The organism is Rickettsiella endosymbiont of Rhagonycha lignosa (assembly GCF_964031165.1).
Classification (GTDB): Bacteria; Pseudomonadota; Gammaproteobacteria; order Diplorickettsiales; family Diplorickettsiaceae; genus Aquirickettsiella.
This window is the reverse complement of record NZ_OZ035011.1, coordinates 1,573,182-1,598,158: the sequence shown is the minus strand read 5'-3', so window position 1 is coordinate 1,598,158 and position 24,977 is coordinate 1,573,182. Positions and strand designations below refer to the sequence as shown.

Sequence of the window (24,977 nt, the reverse complement as noted above, 5' to 3'; positions counted from 1 at the left end):
TTATTTTATGAAATCTAAATCTTCTTCTTCAAAAAAATATACGGCTGAAGCGATCGAAGTCTTAAGCGGCCTCGACCCGGTAAAACGACGACCTGGTATGTATACCGATACCTCTCGGCCTAATCATTTGGCACAAGAAGTAATTGATAATAGTGTTGATGAAGCGATGGCTGGTTATGCACGACATATTGATGTGGTGTTATATTCGGATAATTCTTTATCAGTTAGTGATGACGGTCGAGGTATGCCTGTTGATATTCATCCTGAAGAAAAAGTGACAGGTGTAGAACTTATTCTGACCAGACTGCATGCGGGCGGTAAATTTAACCATAAAAATTATCGCTATTCAGGTGGTTTACATGGAGTCGGTGTATCCGTCGTCAATGCTTTATCGCGTCATTTAGAAGTCACTATTAAGCGCGATGGATTTATATATCAAATTCAATTTGAAAATGGAAATAAAAAATCCAACTTAAAAAAACTAGGTAAAGTTGATCAGGCCATATCAGGAACTTCTTTACGTTTTTGGCCTGATAAGCATTATTTTGATACGGAAAAGTTCTCGGTCAATCGATTAAAACATAGTTTGCGTGCTAAAGCGGTTCTTTGCCCAGGTTTACACGTTAGTTTTACTGACAAACCAAACAATAAAAAAGAGGAATGGTTTTATGAGGATGGTGTAGTTAGCTATTTAAAGGATAGTTTAAGCCAATATACTTGTTTACCCACAGAGCCTTTTTATGGGCATTTTGCAGCAGAAACTGAGGAAGTTGATTGGGCATTATGCTGGCTTTTAGAAAGTGGTGAAGGATTGATGGAAAGTTATGTTAATTTAATTCCAACTATTCAAGGTGGAACACATGTCAATGGTTTACGTACCGGTTTACTAGAAGCAATGAGAGAATTTTGCGAATTACGTGATTTATTGCCCCGGGGATTAAAATTAGCACCTGAAGATGTATGGGAAGGATGCCACTATGTATTATCTGTAAAACTATTGGAGCCTCAATTTTCCGGTCAAACTAAAGAAAGACTGACTTCACGCCAATCTGCAGCATTTGTTTCAGGTGTAATAAAAGATGCTTTTAGCCTATGGCTCAATCAGCATGTTTCTGAGGCAGAAAATTTAGCAGAACTAATGATAGCTAATGCACAAAAACGTTTACGAGTCAGTAAGCAAATCGCACGTAAGAAGATTTTAAGTGGAGCAGTATTGCCAGGGAAGTTAGCCGATTGTACGCTAACTGATTTAAGTCGCACAGAGTTATTTTTAGTTGAAGGTGATTCAGCGGGTGGTTCTGCAAAACAAGCACGAGACAGAGAGTTTCAAGCAATTATGCCATTACGAGGGAAAATTTTAAATTCTTGGGAAGTAGCGAGTAATCAAGTATTAGGGTCACAAGAAATTCATGATATTGCTGTGGCTCTGGGTGTCGACCCTGGGTCCGGCGATTTAACAGGGTTACGTTATGGTAAAATTTGTGTGCTAGCGGATGCGGATTCTGATGGTTTACATATTGCTACGTTGCTATGCGGTTTATTTTTAAAACATTTTCGATCCTTAATTGAAGCGGGGCATATTTATATTGCTATGCCACCACTTTATCGTATAGATATCGGCAAAGAAGTTTTTTATGCTTTGGATGATGAAGAAAAGCAAGGTATTTTGGATAGATTAAATGCCGGAAATAAAAAAGGAAAAGTCAGCATACAGCGATTTAAAGGCTTAGGTGAAATGAATCCTATGCAATTGCGCGAAACAACAATGGCGCCCGATACTCGAAGACTGGTTCAACTTACCATAGATAATGAACAAAAAACGATTACTTTGATGGATATGTTATTAGCAAAAAAACGATCGGGCGATCGAAAAATATGGTTAGAACAAAAAGGAGACATTGCGACAATATAATTTTCTTTATTCAAAGAACCGAGGACCAACTAACGTTTTCTTATTAAAGTAAGTCCATCACCTACGGGTATTAAACTCATACTAATACGTTTATCTTGATAAATAGTTTGGTTAAATGCGCGAATAGCTAGAGTTTGTTTGTCATGGATGTGTGTATCAGCGACGCGGCCACTCCATAGGACATTATCGATTACCATTAGACCACCTGGTCGCAGTAATGTTAATGAACGCTCATAATAATTTAAATAATTTTGCTTATCTGCATCAATAAAGATAAAGTCAAAATTATTCGAGTAATTTTGCTTAATTAAACTATCAAGAGTTTCCAATGCCGGTGCTAATTTCAGATCAATTTTATGGGCTACACCGGCTTTTTGCCAAAAATCTTGCGCTATAGCGCTTGTTTCAGTATTAATGTCACACGCAATAATTTTTCCTGTTTCAGGTAAGGATAAAGCTATGACTAAAGAGCTATAACCCGTGTAGACCCCTATCTCTAAAGTTCTTTTAGCACCAATTAATTCAACCAGAAGTGCCATCAATTGGCCTTGTTCAGGTGAGATTTGCATACCATGGGATGATAATTTAAGCGTCGTTTCTCTTAACGACTTTAAAATGGCAGGCTCATGCAAGGAAATGGATAACATATATTGATAGAGTGCATCGCTAAGGTTTATAGTTTGGTTAGACATGAGACTATCCCCCGTTAAAAATAATTAAGCTTAATATACAGGGTAAAAATAGATTTTGTAAAAAACGCTTTCATGTATTTATTTTAGACATTGACATTCTAGTCCAGCGCAGCCAAAATAGCGGACTTTAAAACCGTAGGTCCCCATCGTCTAGAGGCCTAGGACACCGCCCTTTCACGGCGGTAACAGGGGTTCGACTCCCCTTGGGGACGCCATTTCTTTAAAGAAACTCGTCATTTGCGTTGCTGAATTTTATCTAGAACTTTCAGATGCTTATCGTAAATAAATTCATAAAAATTTAAAGTATTTCGAAAATGCTCGTCGTTAATATCTAGAAATATATTTACCACATTTTAAACAATTGTCTGTTTTTATTGGCTTTTCTTTGATATATTTTTGTCGTAATATCACTAAAGAGAATCATTAATGATGGTTAAATTTAATATCTTAATTAAGGATTGAAGTATCTAGTTTAGTATTAACGATTTTAACTATTCAAAGGTAATTTTTGGCTCTTTTTTATAATAATAAACCAGTCTCAAATTAAATATTTATTTAAAGTAAGTATTGATATGGAGAAAAACATGGGTCATATTTTTAGTAAAATATTGCATGGGTACAGTGTATTTAGAAAAAAATATGCTGTCGGTGATAATGCTGTAATGCGATACTTATCCGACACGGGTCAAAAACCGCAAATAATGGTTGTTTCATGTTGTGATTCACGTGTCGATCCAGCACTAATACTACAATGTAATCCGGGCGATTTATTTGTGGTGCGCAATGTTGCGAATATAGTGCCGCCTTACCAAAAGGATGAAGCTTTGCATGGAACAAGCGCCGCTTTAGAATTTGGAATTTGTTTGTTGAATATTAAGCATCTTATTTTATTAGGCCATAGTCAATGCGGAGGAATAGATGCTTTATTAAATAGCCAAAATTTATCACAAAACGATTTTATTACTAAATGGGTTTCTTCAATAAAAATACCTGGGAATCAGATAAAAAATCCAGATGAATATGCAAAATTAGCTTTAAATCGTTCTTATGAAAACTGTATGACATTTCCTTGGATTAAAGAAAAAACAGAAACTCAAGCATTAACTATCCATCGTTGGTTTTTTGATATTAAAACTGGTCAAATCTTCACTTATTCAGAAAACTACAATATCTATCAAGTATTAGATGTTTAGTTATGTTTAGTTAAATGTTATTAGCGAGCTTTGTGTGTGTCGATTGTAAGCGTTGTTTTTTTTCTTTCACTCGTCTAATTGCAGCTTGAATATAAGCATTTTGTTCGTTTTGTGGTTGAGTTTTATTTTTAATTAGACTAGTTTGATCTTGTGTTAATTCAAGACGTTGTTTTTTTGCATAATAACGTTCTCGTGCTTGTTGGGGATTATAATTAGACCGACTTAACGACAATATATCAATACAGTCAACCGGGCAAGGCGAAAGACAAAGTCTACATCCAGTGCATTCTTGCGTTAATACAACATGTAATTGCTTGGCAGCGCCAAGAATAGCGTCGACAGGACACGCTTGGATGCATTTCGTACACCCAATGCACTCAGCCTCGCGTATAGACGCTATCATGGGTGGGGTTATCTGTTTATGCATTTCTTCCATAAATGGTTCAGATTTTTTTTCTAGCAATTTTGCCAAACTTTGCAGCGTTTTTATACCTCCCGGCGGGCAACGATTTATTTTAGCTTGATCTTCTGCAATAGCTTGAGCATAAGGGAGGCAACCAGAATAACTACACTGGCCACATTGTGTTTGTGGAAGTAAAGCGTCAATCTCGTTAACTAGAGCTGTAAGATCTTTTGTTGAAATAGATATTTTTTTCGATTTCATTTTTAGATAAGATAAACAATAACTAGTTTAATTGGTAGCAATAGAATCCGTTTTCTGCATATTCTGGATAATTTCTTCAGGGATGCGCTGTAATAAGGGTTCAAAAGTATTAATAGTATGATCCAATAAGGTATTTTGTCGTTGGTCCCAAGTCATTACAGGAATATTTAGAAATTTTTCTGTTTTTCCAGCTGTGATAGGTAATACCGGTTTTAAGTAAATCATTAAAATTCTAAAAAGATTTAAACCTAAGCTGCATACCTCATGAGCTCGTCGAATTGAGTCAGAATTTTTTATCAAGAGCCAAGGTTTCTCAGCATCTATCATTTGATTAGCTTGATCAGCTAATTCCATAATGCTTTTCATTGCTCGATTGTAATCTCGGTTTTCATAATAAGCTGCAATTTCATCACCTTTACTTATAAACTCAACAATTAGATTAGGCATCAATAAAGTTACCGATAGTTTATTAGCAAATTTTTTATTAATAAAACTCGCACAACGACTAGCAATATTGACTAGCTTACCGATTAAATCCGAATTAATTTTTTGGATAAAATCATGCCAACTAAAATCAATATCTTCTGTTTTGTGACTTAGTTTGGAAGCAAAATAATAACGTAAATATTCGGGATCTAAATGATTAAGGTAGTGCCGTGCGGAAATATAGGTTCCGCGGGATTTTGACATTTTTTGACCATTAACAGTCACATAACCATGTACAAAAATTGCTGTAGGTGTACGAAAATCTGCACTTTTTAAAATAGCTGGCCAAAAGATAGCATGAAAATTAATGATATCTTTACCAATAAAATGATACAATTCGGTATTAGTGGCAGGATACCAATATTCGTCAAAATTTAAATCCTTTCGATGCAGGCAAAGATTTTTAAAGGCTGCCATATAGCCGATAGGTGCATCGATCCATACATAAAAAAATTTATTCTCCGTTCCCGGAATTTTAAAACCAAAATAAGGCGCATCACGTGAAATATCTAGATCATGTAAACCTTCTTTAAACCATTCTAGAAGCTTATTACTTATTTCTTCGGCAAGATGATGACCCTGGGTTATCCAGTTATGCAAGAATTCGGTGTAATTAGAAAGCTGAAAAAAATAATGTTCTGAGTCTTTTGCTACCGGCGTAGCCCCTGTAATTGTCGATTTAGGATCAATGAGATCCAGAGGGGAATAGGTAGAACTACATACTTCACAATTATCACCAAATTGACCAGGAGTTTTGCAACAAGGACAGATACCTTTCACATAACGATCCGGCAAAAACATTTGCGCTTTAGGATCATAAGCTTGTTGAATAATTTTGCTATACACATCCCCTTTATTTTTCATTCTTTGATAAATAAGTGTTATGAATGCTTCAGTTTCTGGTGAATGAGTTGTGTAAAACTTATCAAAATCAATATAAAACCCAGAAAGATCACGTTTATGTTCTTCGGCAATTTGAGCTACTAATGTATCAGGGCTGATTCCTCGATGTTGAGCTGCTAACATCACGGGAGTTCCATGCGCGTCTTCGCCCGAGATGAAAATACAATCGCGCTCTAGCATTTTTTGAAAACGTACCCAAATATCCCCTTGAATATGTTCTAATAAATGACCGATATGTAAAGAGCCATTAGCATAAGGTAATGCGATAGTAACTAATAATTTACGAGGTGTTTGCTGCATACTTATCTTTTGCGTATTATTGATTCCTAGATTCTGCCTTTTTGCGAGGAGTGGCGTCAAGCTATAATTTGAAATACCCCCTATGTTAAAGCTTACTGATCGAGTTAAATATATAATTGCAGTTGCCTCTGGAAAAGGGGGTGTTGGCAAATCAACAACTGCCGTAAATCTAGCATTGGCGCTCGCAGAAAAAAAAGATGTTAAAGTTGGAATATTGGATGCGGATATCTATGGCCCTAATCAACCCCAGATGTTAGGTGTTAGTGAGAAGCCGACTAGTAAGGATGGTAAAACCTTAGAGCCTGTATATGCCTATGGCTTACAATCTATGTCTATAGGTTATTTGATTGATGTGAATACGCCTATGATATGGCGTGGACCGATGGCAACAGGTGCTTTACAGCAACTGTTAAATGATACACATTGGGATAATTTGGATTATTTAATCGTCGATTTACCGCCAGGCACTGGTGATATCCAGTTGACTCTCACACAAAAAATCCCTCTCGCCGGAGCAGTGATTATAACGACTCCTCAAGATATTGCTTTGTTGGATGTACGCAAAGCGATAGGAATGTTTAATAAAGTTAAAGTGCCTTTATTGGGTGTAGTTGAGAATATGTGTATGCATGTTTGTAGACAATGTGGTCATGAGGAACCTATTTTTGGTGATGGTGGTGGCGAACGAATTGCCAAAGAGTACAATATTAATTTATTAGGTGTTTTACCGTTAGACAGCCGGATTCGTAAACAAGCGGATTCAGGCAAACCTATTTTTATTGCAGAACCACGCAGTGAAATTGCTGATGTCTATCGAGAAATAGCCAAAAAAATAGTCGAACAGCTAAGTCAATCAAAGACAGCTTATCGGTTTCCGAAAATTGTCATAGAGAAAAAATAGTATACTCACAACAATTGAGTTTTGTGCAAGTGCAGCGTTCTTAAGCAATTTGGTAATATGATAGCCATCATGATTGCGAATGGAGCTACAGTAGAAATAAATTCAAATGCAAAGAGCATTGAGGAAAAAATTATGTCCATTAAATCTGATGCATGGATTTGCCGCATGGCAAAAGATTACAATATGATAGCGCCGTTTGAATCGAAACAGGTGCGTCAAACGGCGAGTGGGCGGATCATTTCTTATGGCGTTTCTAGCTATGGATATGATGTACGTTGTGCTAATGAGTTTCGTGTTTTTACGAATATCAATTCTGCTATTGTTGATCCTAAAAGTTTTTCGGAAGGAAGTTTTGTCGATATAAAAAATGATGTGTGTATTATTCCTCCGAATTCATTTGCTTTAGCGCATACGGTTGAATATTTTCGCATTCCACGGAATATTCTTACCATTTGTGTCGGTAAATCAACTTATGCACGTTGTGGAATTATTGTGAATGTCACTCCATTAGAACCCGAGTGGGAAGGTCAAGTCACCTTGGAATTTTCCAATACGACGCCCTTGCCTGCTAAAATATACGCAAATGAGGGTGTGGCACAAATGTTATTTTTGGAATCTGATGAGATTTGCCAAGTTTCTTATCGAGATCGACAAGGCAAATATCAAGGTCAGAGAGGAGTGACTTTACCTGTGACTTAAAAATTCTTATCTCTAATCTTTCTTTAGTTTAAGAGTACGTTTAAAGTAATCCTGTTTCATAAAGGTTTTAACTTTTTCTAAAGTGTCTTCAGCAATTTTATTGGCTTGCTCCGTTCCTTGTTTTAAAATCTTTAAGACCTCCCCTAGTTCATTTTCGTAGGTTTTTCGACGCTCACGCATCGGTTGCGTTATTTCAACCAAAATATCGACTAATCGATGTTTACATTCAACATCTTTAATCTGTCCTTTACGATATTTATCTTTCGCTTCAATAACCCAGCCTTTATCTGGATTAAATACATCATGGAATATCCATAAAGGATTATTTTCAACAGTTCCCGGGTCCGTCGCTCGTAATCGATGTGGATCGGTATACATGCCCATCACTTTTTTCTTGATTGTATCGGGGTCATCACTTAGATAAATGGCATTATTTAAAGATTTACTCATTTTGGGAAATATCCCATCAGCGTTGGGTGGTCCAGTTCCAATTAAACGACGCACTGGGCTGAGTTTCGGTTGGACAATAGGAAACAATCCTCCGCTGGAAACATAATTTTCATCTTTTGTTTGTGGATCAACTCCGCAATAAATTTGGTTAAAGCGACGTGCGCATTCGCGTGCTAACTCTAGGTGAGCAATTTGATCTTCCCCTACAGGTACAATTTCAGGGCGAAAACTAAGTATATCTGCCACCTGACCGACTGGATACAATAAAAAACCAAAAGGATAATTCTCACCAAGATTTTTTTGGCGGATTTCATCTTTAATAGTTGGATTACGCATAACTCTAGGAAAAGAAATCAGCATACTGAAAAAGCAGGTAAGTTCAGCAATGGCGGGAACTTCCGATTGAACAAAAATATGACTTTGTTTAGGGTCGATGCCGGCGGCGAGATAATCTAATGCAATCTCTAAAGTATTCTGCCGAATTTCTTCAGGAAATTCCGCGCGCGTAGTAAATGCATGAACATTAGCGATAATAAAGTAACAATCATAGCTTTTTTGTAAGCCTATGCGTAAAGCTAGAGAGCCTACCCAATGGCCAAGATGGAGTTTACCCGTCGGAGTATCGCCAGTGAGTAAACGTGGTTTTGAGGTAATCATAGGCCTATTTAATTTTAACTTAAGACTATTCTGCTAATATAATATAATTAATTCAAGTTATTTGCATTTAAAATACCTGAAATTTAATTAGTAAAAATAATGACAAAAATTCCAACATCGGAGAATAAGCTGATCGAATTAAGCTTTGAGGGGGAGTGTCTTCAAGCATTGCAAAGATTTGCTCATGCGGATAACACAGGGAGTAAAAGTCAAGTAGGGCAGGATTTAAAAAGAATACACGGTTTAACAGTTAAAGATGATGAATTAGGAGAATGGTCCTATACACAGATTAACCTTGATAAAAATACTTAATTTCCAGAAAAAAAACCAATAGAGCCTGATCCAGACGAATTTTTTTTTAGTAGGATAAAAAATTTAGATGAAAAATTCCAAGAGTTTATTTTGCTCAATTTTCATCAGGGAGGAATGTTTTACTCTGCAAGGCGTTTTTTAGAATTTCATTTAAATTCATTAGGTTTTGCACCCTCTACTTCTGATGGAAGTAGACATCATATTGTTTGTGAGTTTAGCTCTGAACAATTGGTAATTACTGAGAAATTTAGTGTAAGCAAATTAAAATTCCTTCCTGAATAGGGTTTTAAAATAGTTTGTAATGAAAATGGCGAAATGGTTACTTGTATTTTAAAAGAATCAGAACTAGAAAAAATTGCTTATTTTCAAAATTTTATTAAAAATAAGTTATATAACTCTAATCATCACAAGCTTAGGTTGCAGTTAATGGATCAAGAAAATGTTGTTCCTTGTTTAGGTTTTAATACGAAACAACATATTAGTTTAATGGAGTTTACTGTAAAACACACTATCACCTTAGATTCTGAATCCAAAGAAATTAGGACAAAAAAATTATCTAAAGAAGATATAGATTTCACAGTACAATCGGAACTTTTTGATTTCAGCTCAAAAACTCATTTTCCTGAATTTTCGAAGCTATTAACTCCAGATTTGCCATGGGCTTCACCTGGTTTTTTTAAAAAATATGGGTTTAAAAATCAAATCTATGATTTGATACTAGAAAATTATCGAGATTTTATATTAATATTATTAAATATAATATCCAAACTAATTTTTTCTCCTTTAGCTTTATCGCCACCCGCTGAATCCTATGAATCGCAAAATAATTTTGCGTTTAGAATGCGGCCTTAATATAAAGGTTTTGTCTAGAATGTTATTGCTATTTTATCTGTGTTAACATGCCGACTCCTGTAAAGCTAAGGAGCGTAGGCTATGTCGGCCGTTCAATCCAAAAATTCGTCTAAGACCTTTTTTGATTTATCTACGGAAGAATTAATAAACCACGCTGTAGAACGTAAAGAAGGTCTGATCGCAGCTAATGGTGCTTTTTCAGTGACTACAGGCAAACGAACGGGCCGTTCACCAAAAGACAAATTTATTGTCGCTGAGCCTAAAAGTGAAAAAGACATTGATTGGGATTCTGTTAATCAAGCATTTTCAGAAGATCGCTTTCAACTGTTATGGCAACGTGCCGAACAATATGCCAAAGAAGTAGATCTATTTATTTCTAATCTTCAAGTTGGGGCTGACCCAACCTATTATTTACCCGTCAAAGTAATTACTGAGTATGCTTGGCATAATTTATTTGCGCGACAACTTTTTATTCGTCAAAATGATTTTTACGGAAAAATTAATAAAGCAGAATGGACGATATTAAGTCTTCCAGGATTGAAAACTGATCCGCAGCGGGATGGAGTTAATAGCGATGCAACTTTAGTTATCCATCTTACCGATCGTAAAGTTTTATTATGTGGACATCAGTATGCGGGTGAAATCAAAAAAGCAATGTTTTCAGTAATGAATTATTTACTGCCCGCAGTAGATGTTTTACCTATGCATTGTTCAGCTAATGTAGGGAAAGAGGGTGATGTTGCTTTATTTTTTGGATTATCTGGGACAGGTAAAACCACCTTATCTGCCGATCCGGATCGTTTTTTGATTGGAGATGATGAGCATGGTTGGAGTGAAACGGGTGTCTTTAATTTTGAAGGTGGTTGTTATGCTAAATGCATTGATCTCTCTAAAGAACGTGAACCTTTAATATGGAACGCTATACGGCATGGCGCAGTAATGGAAAATGTAGTGTTAAATCCAGAAACTTTAGAGCCAGATTACAAAGATGCAACGCTAACCCAGAATACTCGAGTCGCCTATCCAGTAGATTTTATTGAATCTCGTTTTCGAGCAAATCGCGTCGATCGCTTGCCAGATGCAGTTATTTTCTTGTGTTGTGATTTATTTGGCGTATTACCACCGGTTGCGTGTTTAAATCATGAACAAGCGGCATATTATTTTTTAAGTGGATATACTGCATTGGTGGGTAGCACTGAGGTAGGTCAAGCAGAGCCCATTAAGACCACGTTTAGTACTTGTTTTGGTGCACCTTTTTTCCCGCGGCCAGCTAAGATCTATGCAGAACTTTTAATTAAGCGTTTAAAAACAAGTCATGCCAAAGTATATCTTGTTAATACGGGTTGGACTGGCGGCGCCTACGGAGATGGTGGGCAACGTTTTTCTATCCCTGTAACACGCGCCGTTGTTAAAGGTATTTTGACTGATGAAGTAAGTAAAACTGAATCAGAATTGTTGCCGGGTTTTAATTTTTCTATTCCTAAATATTTATTAGGTGTAGAGAGTGATTTATTAAATCCAAAAAAGACTTGGAAGAATCCAAAAGATTATGATCTTAAGGCGCATGAGTTAATCGATAAATTCATTAATAACTTTAAGCAATTTGATGTAAGCCTGGCTATTCGAAATGCTGGACCGGTTATCTATACAGCATAGCGTTTCTGGGTAAAGAACTTGCAAAGTTAGTATCTAAAGAGTTTGGTTTGTCTAATTTAAAAAAAACTGACGTCTGATGTTTATTGCACCTATTTTTTTTGGGGCTTGAGTCGGGAGATTGAAAAGTTAGACTGAATAATCGATGAAGAATCTCCCTAACAAAAAAAATTATTCTTTTATATACAGCTCTAAGATCTTTACAGTAAGAGTTATTAGACTCATTAAACGTTGGATTATTTTTATTTTTTGTAAGAATATCATCTATTCGATCCGAAAATTCTGCAAAAGCTGCATTGCGATCTATCCCTTCCGTATGAATAATTTCATCTGCAAGGTAAGAATATTCTGGAATTAAAAACCTGAATAGTTGAGCAATGGAATAATAATCGGATCGAAATCCAATTGTAGAATTATTATTGTAATGTTTCCTAAAATGTTCGGGTGCAGTATAAGGTTGAAAAATTCTTCTTATGTTAGAAATTGTTGTGCTTTGTCCTGATAATTGTAAATTATCGATGTAATCTGTATCTGAGCTGGAAATATACAAATTAAAAGCATTTACACTCCTACCAAAATCAATAATGTGAACTTTATTTTTTTCCTCTTTGTCAAGAATTATATTATTGCATGTTAAATCTCGATGAATAAGCCCTTTTCTGTGAATATCAGTGATAGCTTTAATTAAACTCTGAATAATTTCAAATCTTAATTTCAGATTATACTCAGTTGCATAATGAAATAGCTGACCTTCAAAATAAGGAATCGTGAAATAAAAATACTGATTATCCTTACCTGTTTTAAAATTAAAACCTAAATCCTCGTATGCCAGTTTCCAACCATTGCAATCTTGTAGTCTAGTGGTGTGGCCCAAAGTTAAAATTTTAACACAAAGAATTTCACCATTGTTGAGAGTAACTTTGTAAACACAACCCATTCTTCCGCTGGCTAAATGGCTTATTTTCTCAACTATTTGCTCAGGAAATAGTTGCTTGCAAACATGGGTAGATAGCTTCATGTGTCATAAAAAATTAATCGTTACATTTACAATACTAAAATTATTGAACATAAATTAGATTTACTTTACTTAAGATCCTTAGCAATCTCTTCTGCGCGATTTTTTGCTTTTTTAAGAGCTTCTTTTACAATATTAGGAAAATGAGAACTTTTAAAAAATTCTAGCGCCTTTTCAGTCGTGCCACCTGGCGAGGTTACCTCCTGTCTTAATTCAGCCATCGATTTTTTACTTTCTTTAGCCATTTGAGCCGATCCTAAAGCAGTTTGTAAAGTGAGCAAGTTAGCATTTTCTTTAGATAAACCTAGTTCAACAGCTGCTTTTTCTAAAGCTTCCATAAAAAAGAAAAAATAAGCTGGACCGCTTCCTGATAAAGCGGCTACCACATCGATTTGTTCTTCTTTAGGTAACCACACAATGGTTCCGACACTACGAAAGATGCTTTCAGCTGCGTTTTTTTGAAAGCTTGAGCAATTCTGATTTGCAAATAAACCAGTTGCCCCATAACCTATTAATGCAGGTGTATTAGGCATGCAACGTATAATGGCTAAGGACGGATTTGATAGATAAAGTGCTATGTTTTCTAGGTTTATCCCCACTGCAAGTGAAATGATCAGAGATTTTTTTTTTTGAATTAGATCTTCAATTTCAATAAGAACAGTTTTTAATATTTGTGGTTTTACAGCTAAAACAACAATATTTGCCATTTGTACAGCATAACGATTGTCGGTGGTCAAATTAATATTTAGATTTTTTAGCTTATTCAGTTGTTCTATATTATTATTTGCCGCCCAAATATTTTTTGAAGGATATTTTTCTTTTAATAACCCTTTGATAAGGCTACTTGCCATATTGCCGGCACCGATGAAACTGATAATTGAATTTTGCATATACTTTTCGTACTTGAATTTTGTCTGTGTTGCCACTCAATTCGCAATCCTCATGTATGCTTAATATCCTCGATTGTTCCATTATCGCGGCGGCTTGCCAAAAATTCAATTTATGAATTTATTGCTGTTTACTTTTTTTGTTTCAGATATTCGTCGAGTCGTTCCAACTCAGTGGGCGTTCCAATGTTAAACCATACGCCATTATAATACTCCCCAGTTATTTTCTTTTCAGCAATATATTCATAAAGTAGTGATGATAGCGGGAATGCACCCGATTTACCTTGAAATAAATCAGGATGGTAAATTCCAAGACTCGCAAAAGTAAATTTATTCGAGGTGTCATCTAAGTTTAATAAACCAGTTTTGGTAAGATTAAAATCACCTTGAGGATGAAAGCTGGGATTGTCTACTAAGATAAGATGAGCTAATGCCATCGAATTTAATGAGTGAGATAATAAACCCTCCAACGAAAAATCTGTCCATATGTCGGTGCTTATGACAACAAATGGATCAGATCCTAAAATGGGTAGTGCTTGGAGAATTCCTCCTCCTGTTTCAAGAGCTGTAGGTTCAAAAGAGTAATCGATTTTAACCCCATAAGCTCGACCATCTCCTAGCGTATCTATAATTTGTTTAGCTTGATATGAAACATTAATAACTATTTCTTTAATTCCGATTTTCGCTAATCTTAACACTTGATGCACAATTAATGGTTGATTAGCAACTAATATTAACGGTTTAGGCGTTTTATCTGTTAATGGTCGTAAACGTAGACCACGGCCAGCTGCAAGTATCATCGCTTTCATTTTTTTTCTTTCTCATAAAGTTTCGGTTGAATTTTTGTTTGTAACATTTCTTTAAAATGAGAAAGTTCAACGTAATTTTCACAAGTCTTGTTGATATAATTTAATACTCGCGAAATCATGGGAAGATAATGTGGTTTATCATCACGATAATTAAGCCGTGCAAAAATACCAAGTATCTTTAGATGGCGTTGTAGGCTTATTAAATCAAACCAACGTACAAATTTTTCTTCAGTATATTGATGACTAATGTTGATCATATTGTAAAATTTCAATATCCATTTAAGGACTTGCTCTTTCGGCCAATCAATATAGGCATCGCGCAATAATGAAGCGGCATCGTAAGTAATAGGTCCATAAACAGCATCTTGAAAATCCAAAACCCCTACACTTTTATTTTCTAATAAAAGTAGATTCCGCGAATGGTAATCCCGATGAACGCAGACCTGTGGTTGTTCAAGAGCAGAGTTAATAAGTACTCTAAAAGTATTTTCAAGTACCCTGCCGATCTCATCGGTTATTGTCAGTTCTAAATGTTTTTTCAGAAACCAATCAATAAATATTCCTAATTCAATGCGTATAAATTCTTCATTAAACAAATCTAAGGGCTTATTGTCTGGAAATTTAGGATTGCAAACCTGAATTTGATAAATAACTGAAAGAGCTCGATCATATAAATCATCGACAGTATTTTGGTTTAAAATATTAAGATATAAATCATTCCCTAGGTCACTTAACAACATAAATCCTTGTTCAATGCTATAAGCAAGTATTTCAGGTGTGTAAATGCCTTGACGTGCAAAATCTTTCGCAATTGCAATAAATGCAATTATGTTTTCTTTATCTGGGGGAGCAACCATGACAATATGGCTTGAGTTACCTAATCGCAATCGAAAATATTTCCTAAAGCTACCATCATTAATTAACGGTTCGAGCTCAAAACTTGAGTTTGCTAGAAAACAAGACTCTTTTAGCCAATTTCTTAGTGGCATTAATTGTGATGTATGCTCAAAAATAGACATAATTTAAATCCTATCTTTTACATTCTAAATTCTTTAGTAATCCTAAATCTTTTTATTGTAATCCCTTTACTCAACTTAATTCCGAAATAGTTTTATTAAAAGAAGTTCTTCTATATTAAAATGATAAGCTAGCTAAATTTCAAGGCTATCTTACACCGGAACTAACTGAGTTATCTACCATTTCTACCAGTAGTATAGACGGCTTATATCCTCTATACTTCTGCTCTTCGAGGAAGGGTTTTAAATTTCGTTTTGTTTTATATATACTGCTCACCGACAACCTAAAAAGCCATCTTTTTCAAGTACGAGCAGTCTAAATTCACAGCAATGGGAATTTTTGCGAGTGCCGTGCCCATGCAACAATCGGGATTCTAGGATGAGGATTGTGAATTGAGTGGCAGCACAGGCAAAAATTCAAGTGCGAAGAATAGGTAATCTTGATAATAAGAGGAATGAAAATATGTTTCATGGCAGTATAGTTGCACTGATAACACCTATGCGAGAAAATGGAGATGTTGATTATGTTTGTTTACGTAAGCTAGTTGATTGGCATATTGCGCAGCGTACGGACGCTATCGTCGTTATAGGAACGACGGGAGAGGCGTCTACGCTTAATATTGAAGAGCAAAATAATGTCATAAAAACAGTCGTCGAACAAACTCATCGCCGTATACCTGTCATAGCCAGCACAGGAACACAGTCTACCCATAAGACCATTGAGCAAACAAAAGTAGCTATGGAAATAGGCGTAGATGCATGTCTACTAGTAACTCCCTATTACAATCTTCCTACACAAGAAGGACTTTACCAACATTATCGCTTGATAGCAGATAAAGTCCCTATTCCCCAAATTTTATACAATATACCTAAACGTACAGGATGTGATTTACTACCTGAAACTGTGGCTAAATTGGCGGGTATTGCGAATATTGTGGGTATAAAAGAAGGTCAGCCTGAGCGAGTAAAAAATATTTTAGCATTATGTGGTAAAAACATAGATGTTTATAGCGGTGATGATAATACTGCTTTAGAAATTATGCGTTTAGGCGGGAAAGGGGTCATTTCTGTAGCAGCAAATCTTGTGCCGCAATATATACACAATCTTTACGAGTTGTCCAAGAAGGAAGATTGGGAAGCAGCCGATAAAATAGATCAGCAGCTTCGTCCATTGTATCAAGGCTTATTTATTGAAACTAACCCTATCCCTGTTAAATGGTTAGCGGCTGAAAGGGGTTTAATTTTATCATCGGCTTTGCGTCTCCCTTTGACAACGTTGTCAGCAGGATGCCAAGCTAGCTTAAAGCATGTTATCGAATTATTAGAGGCGCTATCTTAAAATGAAAACGATGCCATTTTGTTTAATATTAATCATTTTTACTGTAAACTTAACCGCTTGTTCTTCAGTTAATAAGTATATAAAAACACAACGTTCACAATATTTAAATAGTCAAGAGTTACCTTTGCTGAAAGTACCAGCTGGTTTACAGATTTCTAGAGAAGAGAGATATATTATTCCCCCGAATGTTGGTTGTAGCCCTAAGAAATTACCTGACTTACTTCCGCCAACTAATTAATTCAAACTCTATGATTTTTATATAATTCAGTAAGGTTTACTGAGCTTAATTACGTTAATTGGATTTTAAAAATTATTAATATTCATTTGGCTTTTTGGTAAAGCGCAATGAAAATGAAGCAATTGGAGTGTATATTATACATGAGTATTGCGAATTGAGCGGCAACATAGACAAAAGTTCAAGTGCAAAGATTATAATAAAAACTTATTGGAGAGGTACCAAAGCGGCCATAATGGCGCCGACTCGAAATCGGATGGGGATTTAAAGTCCCACGTGGGTTCGAATCCCACCCTCTCCGCCATTATTTTTTCAGAAGGAAGGTAATTAATTTCTGTGACAAAAAATAAAATTCTTTTTGATTTTATTCCTAGTTTTAAATCACTTAATACCCCCCTTTAAATTTTAAGCTTCTGTTTTACTATATATTTCAGATTTTTGTAATGAAATATACTCAAGTGGCGTATAACTCTGGCTGTATTCAGTTTTTTTACTATTAAATAGGACAATTTCTTTGACTATCATAGGGCTAGTATTTAAATTTAACTCTTCGCGTAGATTGGGAGCATGATGATGAATAATCCGACCCAAAGTTAAATGAGGTAAATAAGGTTTGGTTTCGGGAGTAAAACCCAAGTTTGAAGCAACCTCTTCTAAGGCATTAGCAAGCTCAAATAGTTCCGAAGTAGGAATAATATCCGCAGCTATGGCGCGTGGCGCCGTTGGAGATGGAAAAAAACGAATATTATGCAATTGAAGAGGAAAAGGTTGAATCTTATTGATAGCATTATGGGCATGTTTAGCTAATTCGGAAATTTTCTCAGGGTTAGTAGTTCCTAAAAAACGTAAGGTAACGTGTAAATTTTCTGGGTGTACCCATCTAACGCGGTGCCCCCAAGGCTCTTGCTTCAGTTCATCAATAAGTTGAGATAAGGCTTGACGTAGTTCTGAATTAAGTTCAACAGCAAAAAATAGACGTAAAGGATCGTGAGTACTCAAGTGCAACTTCCTTATTAAAGACTATGAGATTCAGGACAGCGCTAATTTTAATGGAAAAATAGGCAAGCTTCTATGCTAGAGCATTTATTAAATTTTTCCAAGAAGTTTTCGAGCTGTGACCGCAAATATTTTCACAACCATTCATTATAATCTTGTTTATAGCTTGTCTTTTATCAGTGATTGACGATTTAATATGTAAACATAAACTTAAACTGATTTTTCTTTTATTACTCGTTGGTTAAATATTATTCCAGTTAGAATATTTCAATGTATAAATATTTAATACATTAATTAATCAACAGGATTCGTTTTTTCAGAAAGTGGAGTATACTGCATAGCAATTTTTCCGTTAATTAAGTGCGCTATGATTATCGATACTACACTTCTCTCCCGCATTCAGTTCGGATTTACGATTGGTTTTCATATTTTGTTTCCTACGCTCAATATTGGTTTAGCAGTTTTTTTATCAGTAATGGAAGGAATTTGGTTAAAAACTGGGAATCCTGTTTATTTAAGAATCTGCCAGTTTTGGACTAAGATTTTTGCCCTTACCTTTGGTATGGGTGTTGTATCAGGTATTGTTTTAGCTTATGAGTTAGGCACTAACTTCGGACCTTTTATTAGTACTGCAGGAGGTGTCATAGGTGCTTTATTCGTATATGAAGTACTTTCTGCATTTTTCCTGGAAGCTGGATTTCTAGGTGTAATGTTATTTGGTTGGGATAAAGTGGGTCCAAGATTGCATTATTTAGCGACTTTGCTAGTAACCTTAGGAACGTTATTTTCTGCTTTAGGCATTCTATCTGCAAATTCTTGGATGCAGACCCCTGCTGGTTTTCACATTGAAGCTGGAAAATATGTTGTAGATAGTTGGTGGGCGGTAGTATTTAATCCTTCAGCTATTCCTCGTTTTCTGCACATGGTTATGGCGTCTTTATTAACCACTTGTTTTGCTATTGCAGGAGTCTCAGCTTGGTATTTATTAAAGAAAAGAGATCTTGATATCGCTAAACCTTGTTTTTCATTTGTTTTTGCCGCAGCTATAGTGATAGCTCCAGTTCAAATATTGTTAGGTGATATGGTTGGATTAAAAGTTTTCGAGTACCAACCACTAAAAACTGCTGCGATAGAAGCTAATTGGAAAACGCAAAAGGGTGCTCCCTTAATATTATTTGCTATACCTAATAGTAAACAAGAAAAAAATTATTACGCAATAAGCATTCCAAAACTTGCAAGCTTAATTAATACGCACCATTGGGATGGTAAATTGTTAGGTCTAAAAAGTGTCCCACGTGCAGATAGACCAGTAGTAGGAGCTACGTTTTGGATGTTTCGAGTTATGGTAGGTATAGGTTTTTTATTTTTTTTCGTTGCGCTGTTTGCGCTATGGCAGAGATGCCGTGGAAAGTTATACAACTCCGAAATGCTTTATCGTTTATGTATATTAATAGCGCCTTTAGGTTTTTTGAGCACTATTGCCGGTTGGGTTACAGCAGAATCTGGAAGGCAGCCATGGATAGTATATAATTTAATCAGCACCTCCCAAGGTGCATCTATCGTGCCTCTTCATCAGGTTATCATTTCCTTGGCATTATTAATTACTGTTTATGGGATTATATTTGGTTTTTATTTATTTTATTTTTTTAAATTAATTCGTAAAGGACCTACTCCACCAGTATTAGATGAAACCGTTGCAGAAGTGATAACGGAAACACCCTTTAAATATTTAGCGCCAGAGGGGAAATAAATGCTTTTAATTCTTACTTGGGCAACCATAATCTCTCTAATTATTATGATGTATGTTTTGCTGGATGGTTTTGACCTGGGTGTAGGTATTTTATTTCCTTGGATTAAATCGAGTGAATATAGAGATATTATGATGAGCACCGTTGTGCCGGTCTGGGATGGAAATGAAACTTGGTTGGTGTTTGGCGCGGCGGCATTATACGCTGCTTTTCCAATGGCATATGGTATTTTGTTACCAACTTTATATATGCCGATAATGATTTTATTAGTCGCACTAATTTTTCGTGGAGTGGCTTTCGAATTTCGTTTCAAAGCGCATAAAAGTCAGTTTATTTGGGATATTGCTTTTGCAGTGGGTTCAATATTAGCTGCTTTTATTCAAGGTATCATTTTAGGCACCTTTGTAAAAGGATATGGTAATCATCTGCCTTTATCACATTCGGCCTATCATTGGTTTACACCTTTTACTATTTTTACAGGGGTTGCCGTAATTTGTGGTTATGCATTATTAGGAGCAACCTGGCTTATTATAAAAACAGATGGCATTTTACAAGAAAGAATGTTTAAAGCAGCTAAAATTTTATTACCCCTAGTTGCTTTTTTTCTAGTCAGTGTGAGTATTTGGACGCCGATTGTTGAGCCACAAGTGATGCACCGTTGGTTTTCATTACCAAATTTTTATTATTTGTCTTCTTTGCCTATTTTAACAATATTGATAGTATTTTATAATTTTTATTGCCTACAGAAGAAAAAAGAAAGGCTGCCGTTTGTTTTAACGATAAGCTTGTTTGTTTTATCGTATACCGGATTTTGTATTAGTGCATGGCCTTATATTATCCCGCATGTGCTTCCGGTCTGGGAAGCAGCTGCCCCGCCCTCTACGTTAAAATTTATTTTAGTTGGAGCAGCAATTATATTACCGATTTTATTAGTTTATACTCTTTATTCCTATCATGTTTTTAGAGGGAAAGTAAAAACAGTCATCCATTATTGATGAGTATATGAAAAAACGCTTACGACAATGGTTATGGTTTATTGGCTTATATCTAGCCGGCGTTGCGACTATAATTGTGATTAGTAAATTATTACGTTGGTTTATTCCGCATTAACGATTCGATAAAATGCGGTTGAATAATCTTTTCTATTTCTAATAATATTTTGTTTTGTGGAGTACATTGCTGGAAAAAACCGATTCTTGTTTTTTTCTGTAAAATAAAACTAGGGATTAACTTAGCTATTGCATTTAGTATTTTGTGTAAAATAGTAAGTTGATCTAAACTTAGAAAATTATTTTCTTGAAATTGAATAATAGTTTCTTTAGCTTTAGATTGAAACCATTCTATGACTTCAATTGCTTTTCTACTATTAGAATCTTTAATTTGAACAATATTAAATAATTCCTGCAGGCATTGATTGTTTAACAAGAGCAATTGTGTTGCTAATGATTGAGTGTCATGAAAAGAATTTAATTTATAAATTAAAGCATCGATTTCATTATATTTCTCTGAATAATATATCCCTTGCGCATAAATATTTTTTTTGGTATCAGAAATAAACCAACTTGTTAAATAGACTGCCCAATCTAATAAAGTGTGGGCAGAAAAACTTTCCTTTACGGTAATTTCCCGCAATAACAAGGCTTTTAACAAAATAAAAAAAAGTTCATTAGCTTCATTATTATCATAAATATTTGATTTTTTTTCACGCTTGCTGTTAGTAATAATATTAGCAACATTTATCTCAGTATATTCTTTAGAAAGGGAAAGTATAATTTTTTTTAAGGATTTTTTTAAGGTAAATTTATAATTATAATTAATCAATTTATGGATAGATTGTGTTTTATCTGTAACTGTGATGCCGAGCTCACTCAAAACTCCATTATGAAGTTCAGCCTTATCTGTTTTTTTATTATCTTTAAACTTAATAATAAAATATTCAGTGCTATTACGATTTTCAGATTTAAATTCTAATTCACCTAATTTCGCATTTAAAATATCATTGGGAATCTTTTTCCATAGTTCGTCTAGAGGCAGTGGTTGTCTGACAAATTTAAGGAAAGAATCGACATTTTCGATGAGAACCGTATCATATATGAAAGGAATAATATTTTTTTTCATTACTATTTAATTATAAAGACCTCCTTGTCGATTAAATTGCTTAAATTAAGTCAAGGAATCCATCTTCATTATTAAAAGCTATTATTTTTTCTAGGAAATCTATCATAAATTAAAGTCGTTGCCTATTGTGCCATTTGACTACAAACAAAATTACTAAAAAATTTAACCAATTTTGAAGAGTTTTTTATTTTTTAAGCAAACTTTTTAATAAAAAAGCTTAGCTGTCAATTTAGACCCCCTTTTGAAAAGAAGACCGATTGACTTAAGCATTCGAAGAAAGGAAAATCTGTTTTTAGACTGTTCGAATGCTAGATTTAGTATACTATTAATACAAGTATCATAATGACTTTTGATTTTGATGAGTAAAAGAAGATAAGAATTTTATGGCTATTTATCCTATTATCCAGCTCCCAGATGTACGTTTGCGCGCAGTCACAGCGCCAATTACAGTTTTTGATGAGGCTTTACAGCAACTCATTGATGATATGTTTGATACGATGTATGCCGCTAAGGGCATAGGCTTAGCGGCTCCGCAAATTGCTATAAGCAAAAAGCTGGCGGTTATTGATGTTTCTAATAATAAATCGAAAACCTGGTGTTTAATTAATCCAGTCATTGTTGAGAAGGAAGGTGAGGCATTAATGGAAGAAGGTTGTTTATCAGTGCCGGGGGTTTATGATAAAGCTCCACGAGCACTTTGGGTTAAATTACAGGCTTTAGATAGACATGGAAAACCTTATGAAATAGAAGCTGAGGATTTATTGGCGCACTGTATACAACATGAAGTGGACCATCTCAATGGTACGCTATTTTTAGATCATTTATCTTCTCTGAAACGTCAATTAGCACGTAAAAAGCTAGATAAAATAAAGAAAAGGGGGAAGTCTTGAAACTTATTTTTGCAGGGACGCCTGAATTTGCTTTGCCCAGTTTACAAGCTTTGTTGAATTCCAGTCATAAGATATATGCTGTTTATACACAACCTGATCGCCCTGCTGGAAGGGGTCGAAAATTATTAATGAGTCCTGTTAAAAAACTGGCTTTAGAGAATAAAATTCCTGTCCAGCAGCCAATTAGTTTGCGTGATGCTAATGAGCAAAAGAAATTAGCTTCTTTTCATGTTGATTTAATGGTGGTGGTGGCCTATGGACTTATTTTGCCGCCCGCAATATTAACAGTTCCTCGTTTTGGGTGTATCAACGTGCATGCATCCTTATTGCCACGTTGGCGGGGAGCAGCACCTATTCAACGTGCTATTTTAGAAGGTGATAAAGAAACCGGCGTTACTATTATGCAGATGGATGAGGGGCTTGATACAGGTGAAATGATAAAGAAACTTTCTTGTACTATCGAGCCCAATGATACAAATCAAACTTTACAAGATCGGCTAGCTGATTTAGGTGCTAGAGCACTGATAGAGAGCTTAAGTGTCATTGAAAATGGTTCGTATCGTTCAGAGCCACAAAATGAAAAAGAAAGTAGCTATGCAAAAAAAATTAATAAATCAGAAGCTGAGATAGATTGGGAAAAGCCTGCAATTTATTTAGATAGAATGGTGCGTGCTTTCCACCCTAAGCCAATTGCTCGCGTAGTATTAGGAAAGTCTATATTGCGCATTTGTAAAGCCGAAGTACTTGATGAAACCACTTCTGAAAAGCCAGGTTTAATCTTAAAAGCTGATCGAGAAGGTATAGATGTGGCTACAGGGAAAGGTGTATTACGTTTATTAGAAGTGCAATGGCCCGGAGGCAGATGCTTACCGATTTCAAGTTTCATCCATGATAAATCGGAATTATTTCATGTAGGTGCGATTTTAGATCGAATGTATGTCTAATTCTCGGGCAACAGCCGCACAAATTATTTCTCGTGTTCTAAAAGAAAAAATATCGCTTAAGGATGCTTTATCAGCAGGTGTAAATGCTAATATTAATTCGCGCGATAGAGCATTTATTCAAGAATTATGTTATGGAGTGATACGTTGGTATGCCCCTTTGAGGCAACTTTGCACCTATTTATTAAAAAAACCTCTTAATGCCTCTGATCAAGACGTTTATGCGTTATTGTTAATAGGTCTTTATCAACTTAACTATTTAAGGACATCTCCGCATGCTGCTGTTCATGAAACAGTACAAGGAGCGAGAGAACTACACAAAGTTTGGGCGGTACCCTTAATTAATGGGGTATTACGATCATTTCAACGACAAAAAGTCAGTTTATTAAAAAAATTACCTAAAGATAGTCATTTTGCTCATCCTGATTGGTTAATTAAAAAATTACAACATGCATGGCCCAATGAATGGCAAACAATTTTAGCTGCTAATAATCATTTACCTCCTATGAGTCTGCGAGTTAATCTTTTAAAAATTACAAGAAAAGATTACGTACAAAAATTAAAAGATAAAGGTATAACAGGACACTTAAGCGAATTGAGTGCAACTGGAATTATACTCGATGAATCTTGTCCGGTAATTAAATTACCTGGTTTTATGGAAGGAGAAATTTCTATACAAGATACGGCCGCGCAATTGGCTACATCTTTATTGCTGCTAAAGCCTGGGCAGAAAGTTTTAGATGCGTGTGCGGCACCGGGAGGGAAAACAACACATATTCTGGAATCACAATCTGATCTACTAAGTTGTGTAGCTGTCGATTCCGATGCAATCCGTTTAAGTAAAGTTAAAGATAATTTGAATCGTTTAAGCTTATCAGATACCAAAGTACAATTGCTCTGTGCGAAAGCACAGAATCTCAAAAGCATTTGGAAAGAAGGCTTATTCGATAGAATATTATTAGATGCTCCTTGTTCAGGAACCGGAGTTATTCGTAAGCATCCGGACATTAAATTATTACGCAGAGAGGAGGATATTGGTAAATTAGCTGAACAACAATATCAACTGATATCAAGTCTTTGGGAGATATTAAAGCCGGATGGTGTTTTATTATATGTGACTTGTTCGGTCTTGCCAGAAGAAAATAGCGATGTATTAATTCGTTTTTTATCTCACCATTCTGATGCCAAGGAAGAGGTTTTAGACGAATCATGGGGAATAGCTTGTAGTATTGGAAGACAAATTTTCCCCAAAATTCATGGACCGGATGGCTTTTATTATGCTAGGTTACGTAAGAGGCTGAATAATTAG

Annotated in this window: 24 protein-coding genes and 2 tRNA genes; 16 read left to right on the top strand and 10 right to left on the bottom strand. The window is 35.3% G+C overall.

What is annotated here, in order from left to right:
- Positions 1–7 precede the first annotated feature (7 nt).
- A complete protein-coding gene (gene parE / locus AAHI99_RS07160; protein WP_342227575.1) occupies positions 8–1,912 on the top strand; it encodes a DNA topoisomerase IV subunit B in 1,905 nt (634 codons plus the stop codon).
- A gap of 29 nt (positions 1,913–1,941) precedes the next feature.
- Here parE and AAHI99_RS07155 read toward each other — a convergent pair whose 3' ends face one another.
- Positions 1,942–2,604, bottom strand: coding sequence for a class I SAM-dependent methyltransferase (locus AAHI99_RS07155; RefSeq protein ID WP_342227574.1), 663 nt, complete (start codon positions 2,602–2,604; stop codon positions 1,942–1,944).
- Positions 2,605–2,743: 139 nt separating this feature from the next.
- Here AAHI99_RS07155 and AAHI99_RS07150 point away from each other — a divergent pair.
- Together AAHI99_RS07150 and AAHI99_RS07145 are read left to right on the top strand one after the other, a co-directional pair.
- Positions 2,744–2,819, top strand: a tRNA-Glu gene (locus tag AAHI99_RS07150).
- A gap of 369 nt (positions 2,820–3,188) precedes the next feature.
- A complete protein-coding gene (locus tag AAHI99_RS07145; RefSeq protein WP_425288717.1) occupies positions 3,189–3,797 on the top strand; it encodes a carbonic anhydrase in 609 nt (202 codons plus the stop codon).
- Positions 3,798–3,807: 10 nt separating this feature from the next.
- On the opposite strand, the gene AAHI99_RS07140 is transcribed toward AAHI99_RS07145, so the two are convergent.
- Complete coding sequence (locus AAHI99_RS07140; protein ID WP_342227572.1) at positions 3,808–4,461, bottom strand: RnfABCDGE type electron transport complex subunit B; 654 nt, start codon at positions 4,459–4,461, stop codon at positions 3,808–3,810.
- Positions 4,462–4,488: 27 nt separating this feature from the next.
- Entirely contained in the window at positions 4,489–6,150 is a 1,662-nt protein-coding gene (gene metG, locus AAHI99_RS07135; RefSeq protein ID WP_342227571.1) for a methionine--tRNA ligase, read from the bottom strand.
- 82 nt (positions 6,151–6,232) lie between these two features.
- Between metG and apbC the strand changes: the two genes are divergently transcribed.
- On the top strand, positions 6,233–7,051 hold the full coding sequence (apbC, locus tag AAHI99_RS07130) for an iron-sulfur cluster carrier protein ApbC (RefSeq protein WP_342227570.1): 819 nt from the start codon (positions 6,233–6,235) through the stop codon (positions 7,049–7,051).
- Positions 7,052–7,183: 132 nt separating this feature from the next.
- The gene (dcd, locus tag AAHI99_RS07125; RefSeq protein WP_342227569.1) at positions 7,184–7,750 is read left to right on the top strand and encodes a dCTP deaminase; all 567 of its coding nucleotides are present in this window, start codon (positions 7,184–7,186) and stop codon (positions 7,748–7,750) included.
- Positions 7,751–7,762: 12 nt separating this feature from the next.
- Here the strand turns inward: dcd and trpS are convergent, their stop codons facing one another.
- Positions 7,763–8,857, bottom strand: coding sequence for a tryptophan--tRNA ligase (trpS, locus tag AAHI99_RS07120; protein ID WP_342227568.1), 1,095 nt, complete (start codon positions 8,855–8,857; stop codon positions 7,763–7,765).
- 99 nt (positions 8,858–8,956) lie between these two features.
- Here trpS and AAHI99_RS07115 point away from each other — a divergent pair, with 99 nt between their 5' ends.
- From AAHI99_RS07115 to AAHI99_RS07105, 3 genes are all read left to right on the top strand, one after another.
- Entirely contained in the window at positions 8,957–9,169 is a 213-nt protein-coding gene (locus AAHI99_RS07115) for a hypothetical protein (RefSeq protein WP_342227567.1), read from the top strand.
- Positions 9,170–9,484: 315 nt separating this feature from the next.
- Positions 9,485–10,021, top strand: a complete 537-nt coding sequence (locus AAHI99_RS07110) for a hypothetical protein (RefSeq protein WP_342227566.1) — start codon at positions 9,485–9,487, stop codon at positions 10,019–10,021.
- An 81-nt stretch (positions 10,022–10,102) separates the two neighbouring features.
- The gene (locus AAHI99_RS07105) at positions 10,103–11,677 is read left to right on the top strand and encodes a phosphoenolpyruvate carboxykinase (protein ID WP_342227565.1); all 1,575 of its coding nucleotides are present in this window, start codon (positions 10,103–10,105) and stop codon (positions 11,675–11,677) included.
- Here the strand turns inward: AAHI99_RS07105 and AAHI99_RS07100 are convergent.
- The 4 genes from AAHI99_RS07100 to AAHI99_RS07085 form a co-directional block, all read right to left on the bottom strand.
- Positions 11,661–12,692, bottom strand: coding sequence for a protein kinase domain-containing protein (locus AAHI99_RS07100; RefSeq protein ID WP_342227564.1), 1,032 nt, complete (start codon positions 12,690–12,692; stop codon positions 11,661–11,663). The two genes, AAHI99_RS07105 and AAHI99_RS07100, sit on opposite strands and share 17 nt — an antisense overlap.
- A gap of 65 nt (positions 12,693–12,757) precedes the next feature.
- Positions 12,758–13,579, bottom strand: a complete 822-nt coding sequence (proC, locus tag AAHI99_RS07095) for a pyrroline-5-carboxylate reductase (RefSeq protein WP_342227563.1) — start codon at positions 13,577–13,579, stop codon at positions 12,758–12,760.
- Between the two features lie 128 nt (positions 13,580–13,707).
- A complete protein-coding gene (gene murU / locus AAHI99_RS07090; RefSeq protein WP_342227562.1) occupies positions 13,708–14,385 on the bottom strand; it encodes an N-acetylmuramate alpha-1-phosphate uridylyltransferase MurU in 678 nt (225 codons plus the stop codon).
- A complete protein-coding gene (locus tag AAHI99_RS07085; RefSeq protein ID WP_342227561.1) occupies positions 14,382–15,404 on the bottom strand; it encodes an aminoglycoside phosphotransferase family protein in 1,023 nt (340 codons plus the stop codon). The genes murU and AAHI99_RS07085 overlap by 4 nt, the downstream gene beginning before the upstream one ends.
- A 460-nt stretch (positions 15,405–15,864) precedes the next feature.
- Here AAHI99_RS07085 and dapA point away from each other — a divergent pair, with 460 nt between their 5' ends.
- From dapA to AAHI99_RS07070, 3 genes are all read left to right on the top strand, one after another.
- On the top strand, positions 15,865–16,740 hold the full coding sequence (gene dapA, locus AAHI99_RS07080) for a 4-hydroxy-tetrahydrodipicolinate synthase (protein WP_342228377.1): 876 nt from the start codon (positions 15,865–15,867) through the stop codon (positions 16,738–16,740).
- Position 16,741: 1 nt separating this feature from the next.
- Positions 16,742–16,978: a hypothetical protein gene (locus AAHI99_RS07075; protein ID WP_342227560.1), complete on the top strand. Its 237-nt coding sequence runs from the start codon at positions 16,742–16,744 to the stop codon at positions 16,976–16,978.
- 209 nt (positions 16,979–17,187) lie between these two features.
- Positions 17,188–17,279 (top strand) — tRNA-Ser (locus AAHI99_RS07070).
- A gap of 101 nt (positions 17,280–17,380) precedes the next feature.
- Here AAHI99_RS07070 and thpR read toward each other — a convergent pair.
- The gene (gene thpR / locus AAHI99_RS07065; protein WP_342227559.1) at positions 17,381–17,974 is read right to left on the bottom strand and encodes an RNA 2',3'-cyclic phosphodiesterase; all 594 of its coding nucleotides are present in this window, start codon (positions 17,972–17,974) and stop codon (positions 17,381–17,383) included.
- A 364-nt stretch (positions 17,975–18,338) separates the two neighbouring features.
- Between thpR and AAHI99_RS07060 the strand changes: the two genes are divergently transcribed.
- Positions 18,339–19,721 carry a cytochrome ubiquinol oxidase subunit I gene (locus AAHI99_RS07060; RefSeq protein ID WP_342227558.1) on the top strand — a complete coding sequence of 461 codons (1,383 nt, stop codon included), beginning with the start codon at positions 18,339–18,341 and terminating at the stop codon, positions 19,719–19,721.
- A complete protein-coding gene (cydB, locus tag AAHI99_RS07055) occupies positions 19,722–20,714 on the top strand; it encodes a cytochrome d ubiquinol oxidase subunit II (protein WP_342227557.1) in 993 nt (330 codons plus the stop codon).
- Positions 20,715–20,805: 91 nt separating this feature from the next.
- Here the strand turns inward: cydB and AAHI99_RS07050 are convergent, their stop codons facing one another.
- Positions 20,806–21,837, bottom strand: a complete 1,032-nt coding sequence (locus AAHI99_RS07050) for a hypothetical protein (protein ID WP_342227556.1) — start codon at positions 21,835–21,837, stop codon at positions 20,806–20,808.
- A gap of 383 nt (positions 21,838–22,220) precedes the next feature.
- On the opposite strand from AAHI99_RS07050, the gene def reads away from it, so the two are divergent.
- Genes def through rsmB form a run of 3 tightly spaced genes read left to right on the top strand, consistent with a single transcriptional unit; the run spans position 22,221 to position 24,977 of the window.
- Positions 22,221–22,727, top strand: a complete 507-nt coding sequence (gene def, locus AAHI99_RS07045; RefSeq protein WP_342227555.1) for a peptide deformylase — start codon at positions 22,221–22,223, stop codon at positions 22,725–22,727.
- Positions 22,724–23,671, top strand: coding sequence for a methionyl-tRNA formyltransferase (gene fmt / locus AAHI99_RS07040; RefSeq protein ID WP_342227554.1), 948 nt, complete (start codon positions 22,724–22,726; stop codon positions 23,669–23,671). Before def ends, fmt begins: the two co-directional genes overlap by 4 nt.
- Positions 23,664–24,977 carry a 16S rRNA (cytosine(967)-C(5))-methyltransferase RsmB gene (gene rsmB, locus AAHI99_RS07035; protein WP_342227553.1) on the top strand — a complete coding sequence of 438 codons (1,314 nt, stop codon included), beginning with the start codon at positions 23,664–23,666 and terminating at the stop codon, positions 24,975–24,977. The genes fmt and rsmB overlap by 8 nt, the downstream gene beginning before the upstream one ends.

What these genes read in the sequence shown, in the direction of transcription:
- parE (WP_342227575.1), top strand. Translation starts at nt 8, where the DNA reads ATGAAATCTAAATCTTCTTCTTCAAAAAAATATACGGCTGAAGCGATC.
- AAHI99_RS07155 (WP_342227574.1), bottom strand. Translation starts at nt 2,604, where the DNA reads ATGTCTAACCAAACTATAAACCTTAGCGATGCACTCTATCAATATATG.
- AAHI99_RS07145 (WP_425288717.1), top strand. Translation starts at nt 3,189, where the DNA reads ATGGGTCATATTTTTAGTAAAATATTGCATGGGTACAGTGTATTTAGA.
- AAHI99_RS07140 (WP_342227572.1), bottom strand. Translation starts at nt 4,461, where the DNA reads ATGAAATCGAAAAAAATATCTATTTCAACAAAAGATCTTACAGCTCTA.
- metG (WP_342227571.1), bottom strand. Translation starts at nt 6,150, where the DNA reads ATGCAGCAAACACCTCGTAAATTATTAGTTACTATCGCATTACCTTAT.
- apbC (WP_342227570.1), top strand. Translation starts at nt 6,233, where the DNA reads ATGTTAAAGCTTACTGATCGAGTTAAATATATAATTGCAGTTGCCTCT.
- dcd (WP_342227569.1), top strand. Translation starts at nt 7,184, where the DNA reads ATGTCCATTAAATCTGATGCATGGATTTGCCGCATGGCAAAAGATTAC.
- trpS (WP_342227568.1), bottom strand. Translation starts at nt 8,857, where the DNA reads ATGATTACCTCAAAACCACGTTTACTCACTGGCGATACTCCGACGGGT.
- AAHI99_RS07115 (WP_342227567.1), top strand. Translation starts at nt 8,957, where the DNA reads ATGACAAAAATTCCAACATCGGAGAATAAGCTGATCGAATTAAGCTTT.
- AAHI99_RS07110 (WP_342227566.1), top strand. Translation starts at nt 9,485, where the DNA reads ATGGTTACTTGTATTTTAAAAGAATCAGAACTAGAAAAAATTGCTTAT.
- AAHI99_RS07105 (WP_342227565.1), top strand. Translation starts at nt 10,103, where the DNA reads ATGTCGGCCGTTCAATCCAAAAATTCGTCTAAGACCTTTTTTGATTTA.
- AAHI99_RS07100 (WP_342227564.1), bottom strand. Translation starts at nt 12,692, where the DNA reads ATGAAGCTATCTACCCATGTTTGCAAGCAACTATTTCCTGAGCAAATA.
- proC (WP_342227563.1), bottom strand. Translation starts at nt 13,579, where the DNA reads ATGCAAAATTCAATTATCAGTTTCATCGGTGCCGGCAATATGGCAAGT.
- murU (WP_342227562.1), bottom strand. Translation starts at nt 14,385, where the DNA reads ATGAAAGCGATGATACTTGCAGCTGGCCGTGGTCTACGTTTACGACCA.
- AAHI99_RS07085 (WP_342227561.1), bottom strand. Translation starts at nt 15,404, where the DNA reads ATGTCTATTTTTGAGCATACATCACAATTAATGCCACTAAGAAATTGG.
- dapA (WP_342228377.1), top strand. Translation starts at nt 15,865, where the DNA reads ATGTTTCATGGCAGTATAGTTGCACTGATAACACCTATGCGAGAAAAT.
- AAHI99_RS07075 (WP_342227560.1), top strand. Translation starts at nt 16,742, where the DNA reads ATGAAAACGATGCCATTTTGTTTAATATTAATCATTTTTACTGTAAAC.
- AAHI99_RS07060 (WP_342227558.1), top strand. Translation starts at nt 18,339, where the DNA reads ATGATTATCGATACTACACTTCTCTCCCGCATTCAGTTCGGATTTACG.
- cydB (WP_342227557.1), top strand. Translation starts at nt 19,722, where the DNA reads ATGCTTTTAATTCTTACTTGGGCAACCATAATCTCTCTAATTATTATG.
- AAHI99_RS07050 (WP_342227556.1), bottom strand. Translation starts at nt 21,837, where the DNA reads ATGAAAAAAAATATTATTCCTTTCATATATGATACGGTTCTCATCGAA.
- def (WP_342227555.1), top strand. Translation starts at nt 22,221, where the DNA reads ATGGCTATTTATCCTATTATCCAGCTCCCAGATGTACGTTTGCGCGCA.
- rsmB (WP_342227553.1), top strand. Translation starts at nt 23,664, where the DNA reads ATGTCTAATTCTCGGGCAACAGCCGCACAAATTATTTCTCGTGTTCTA.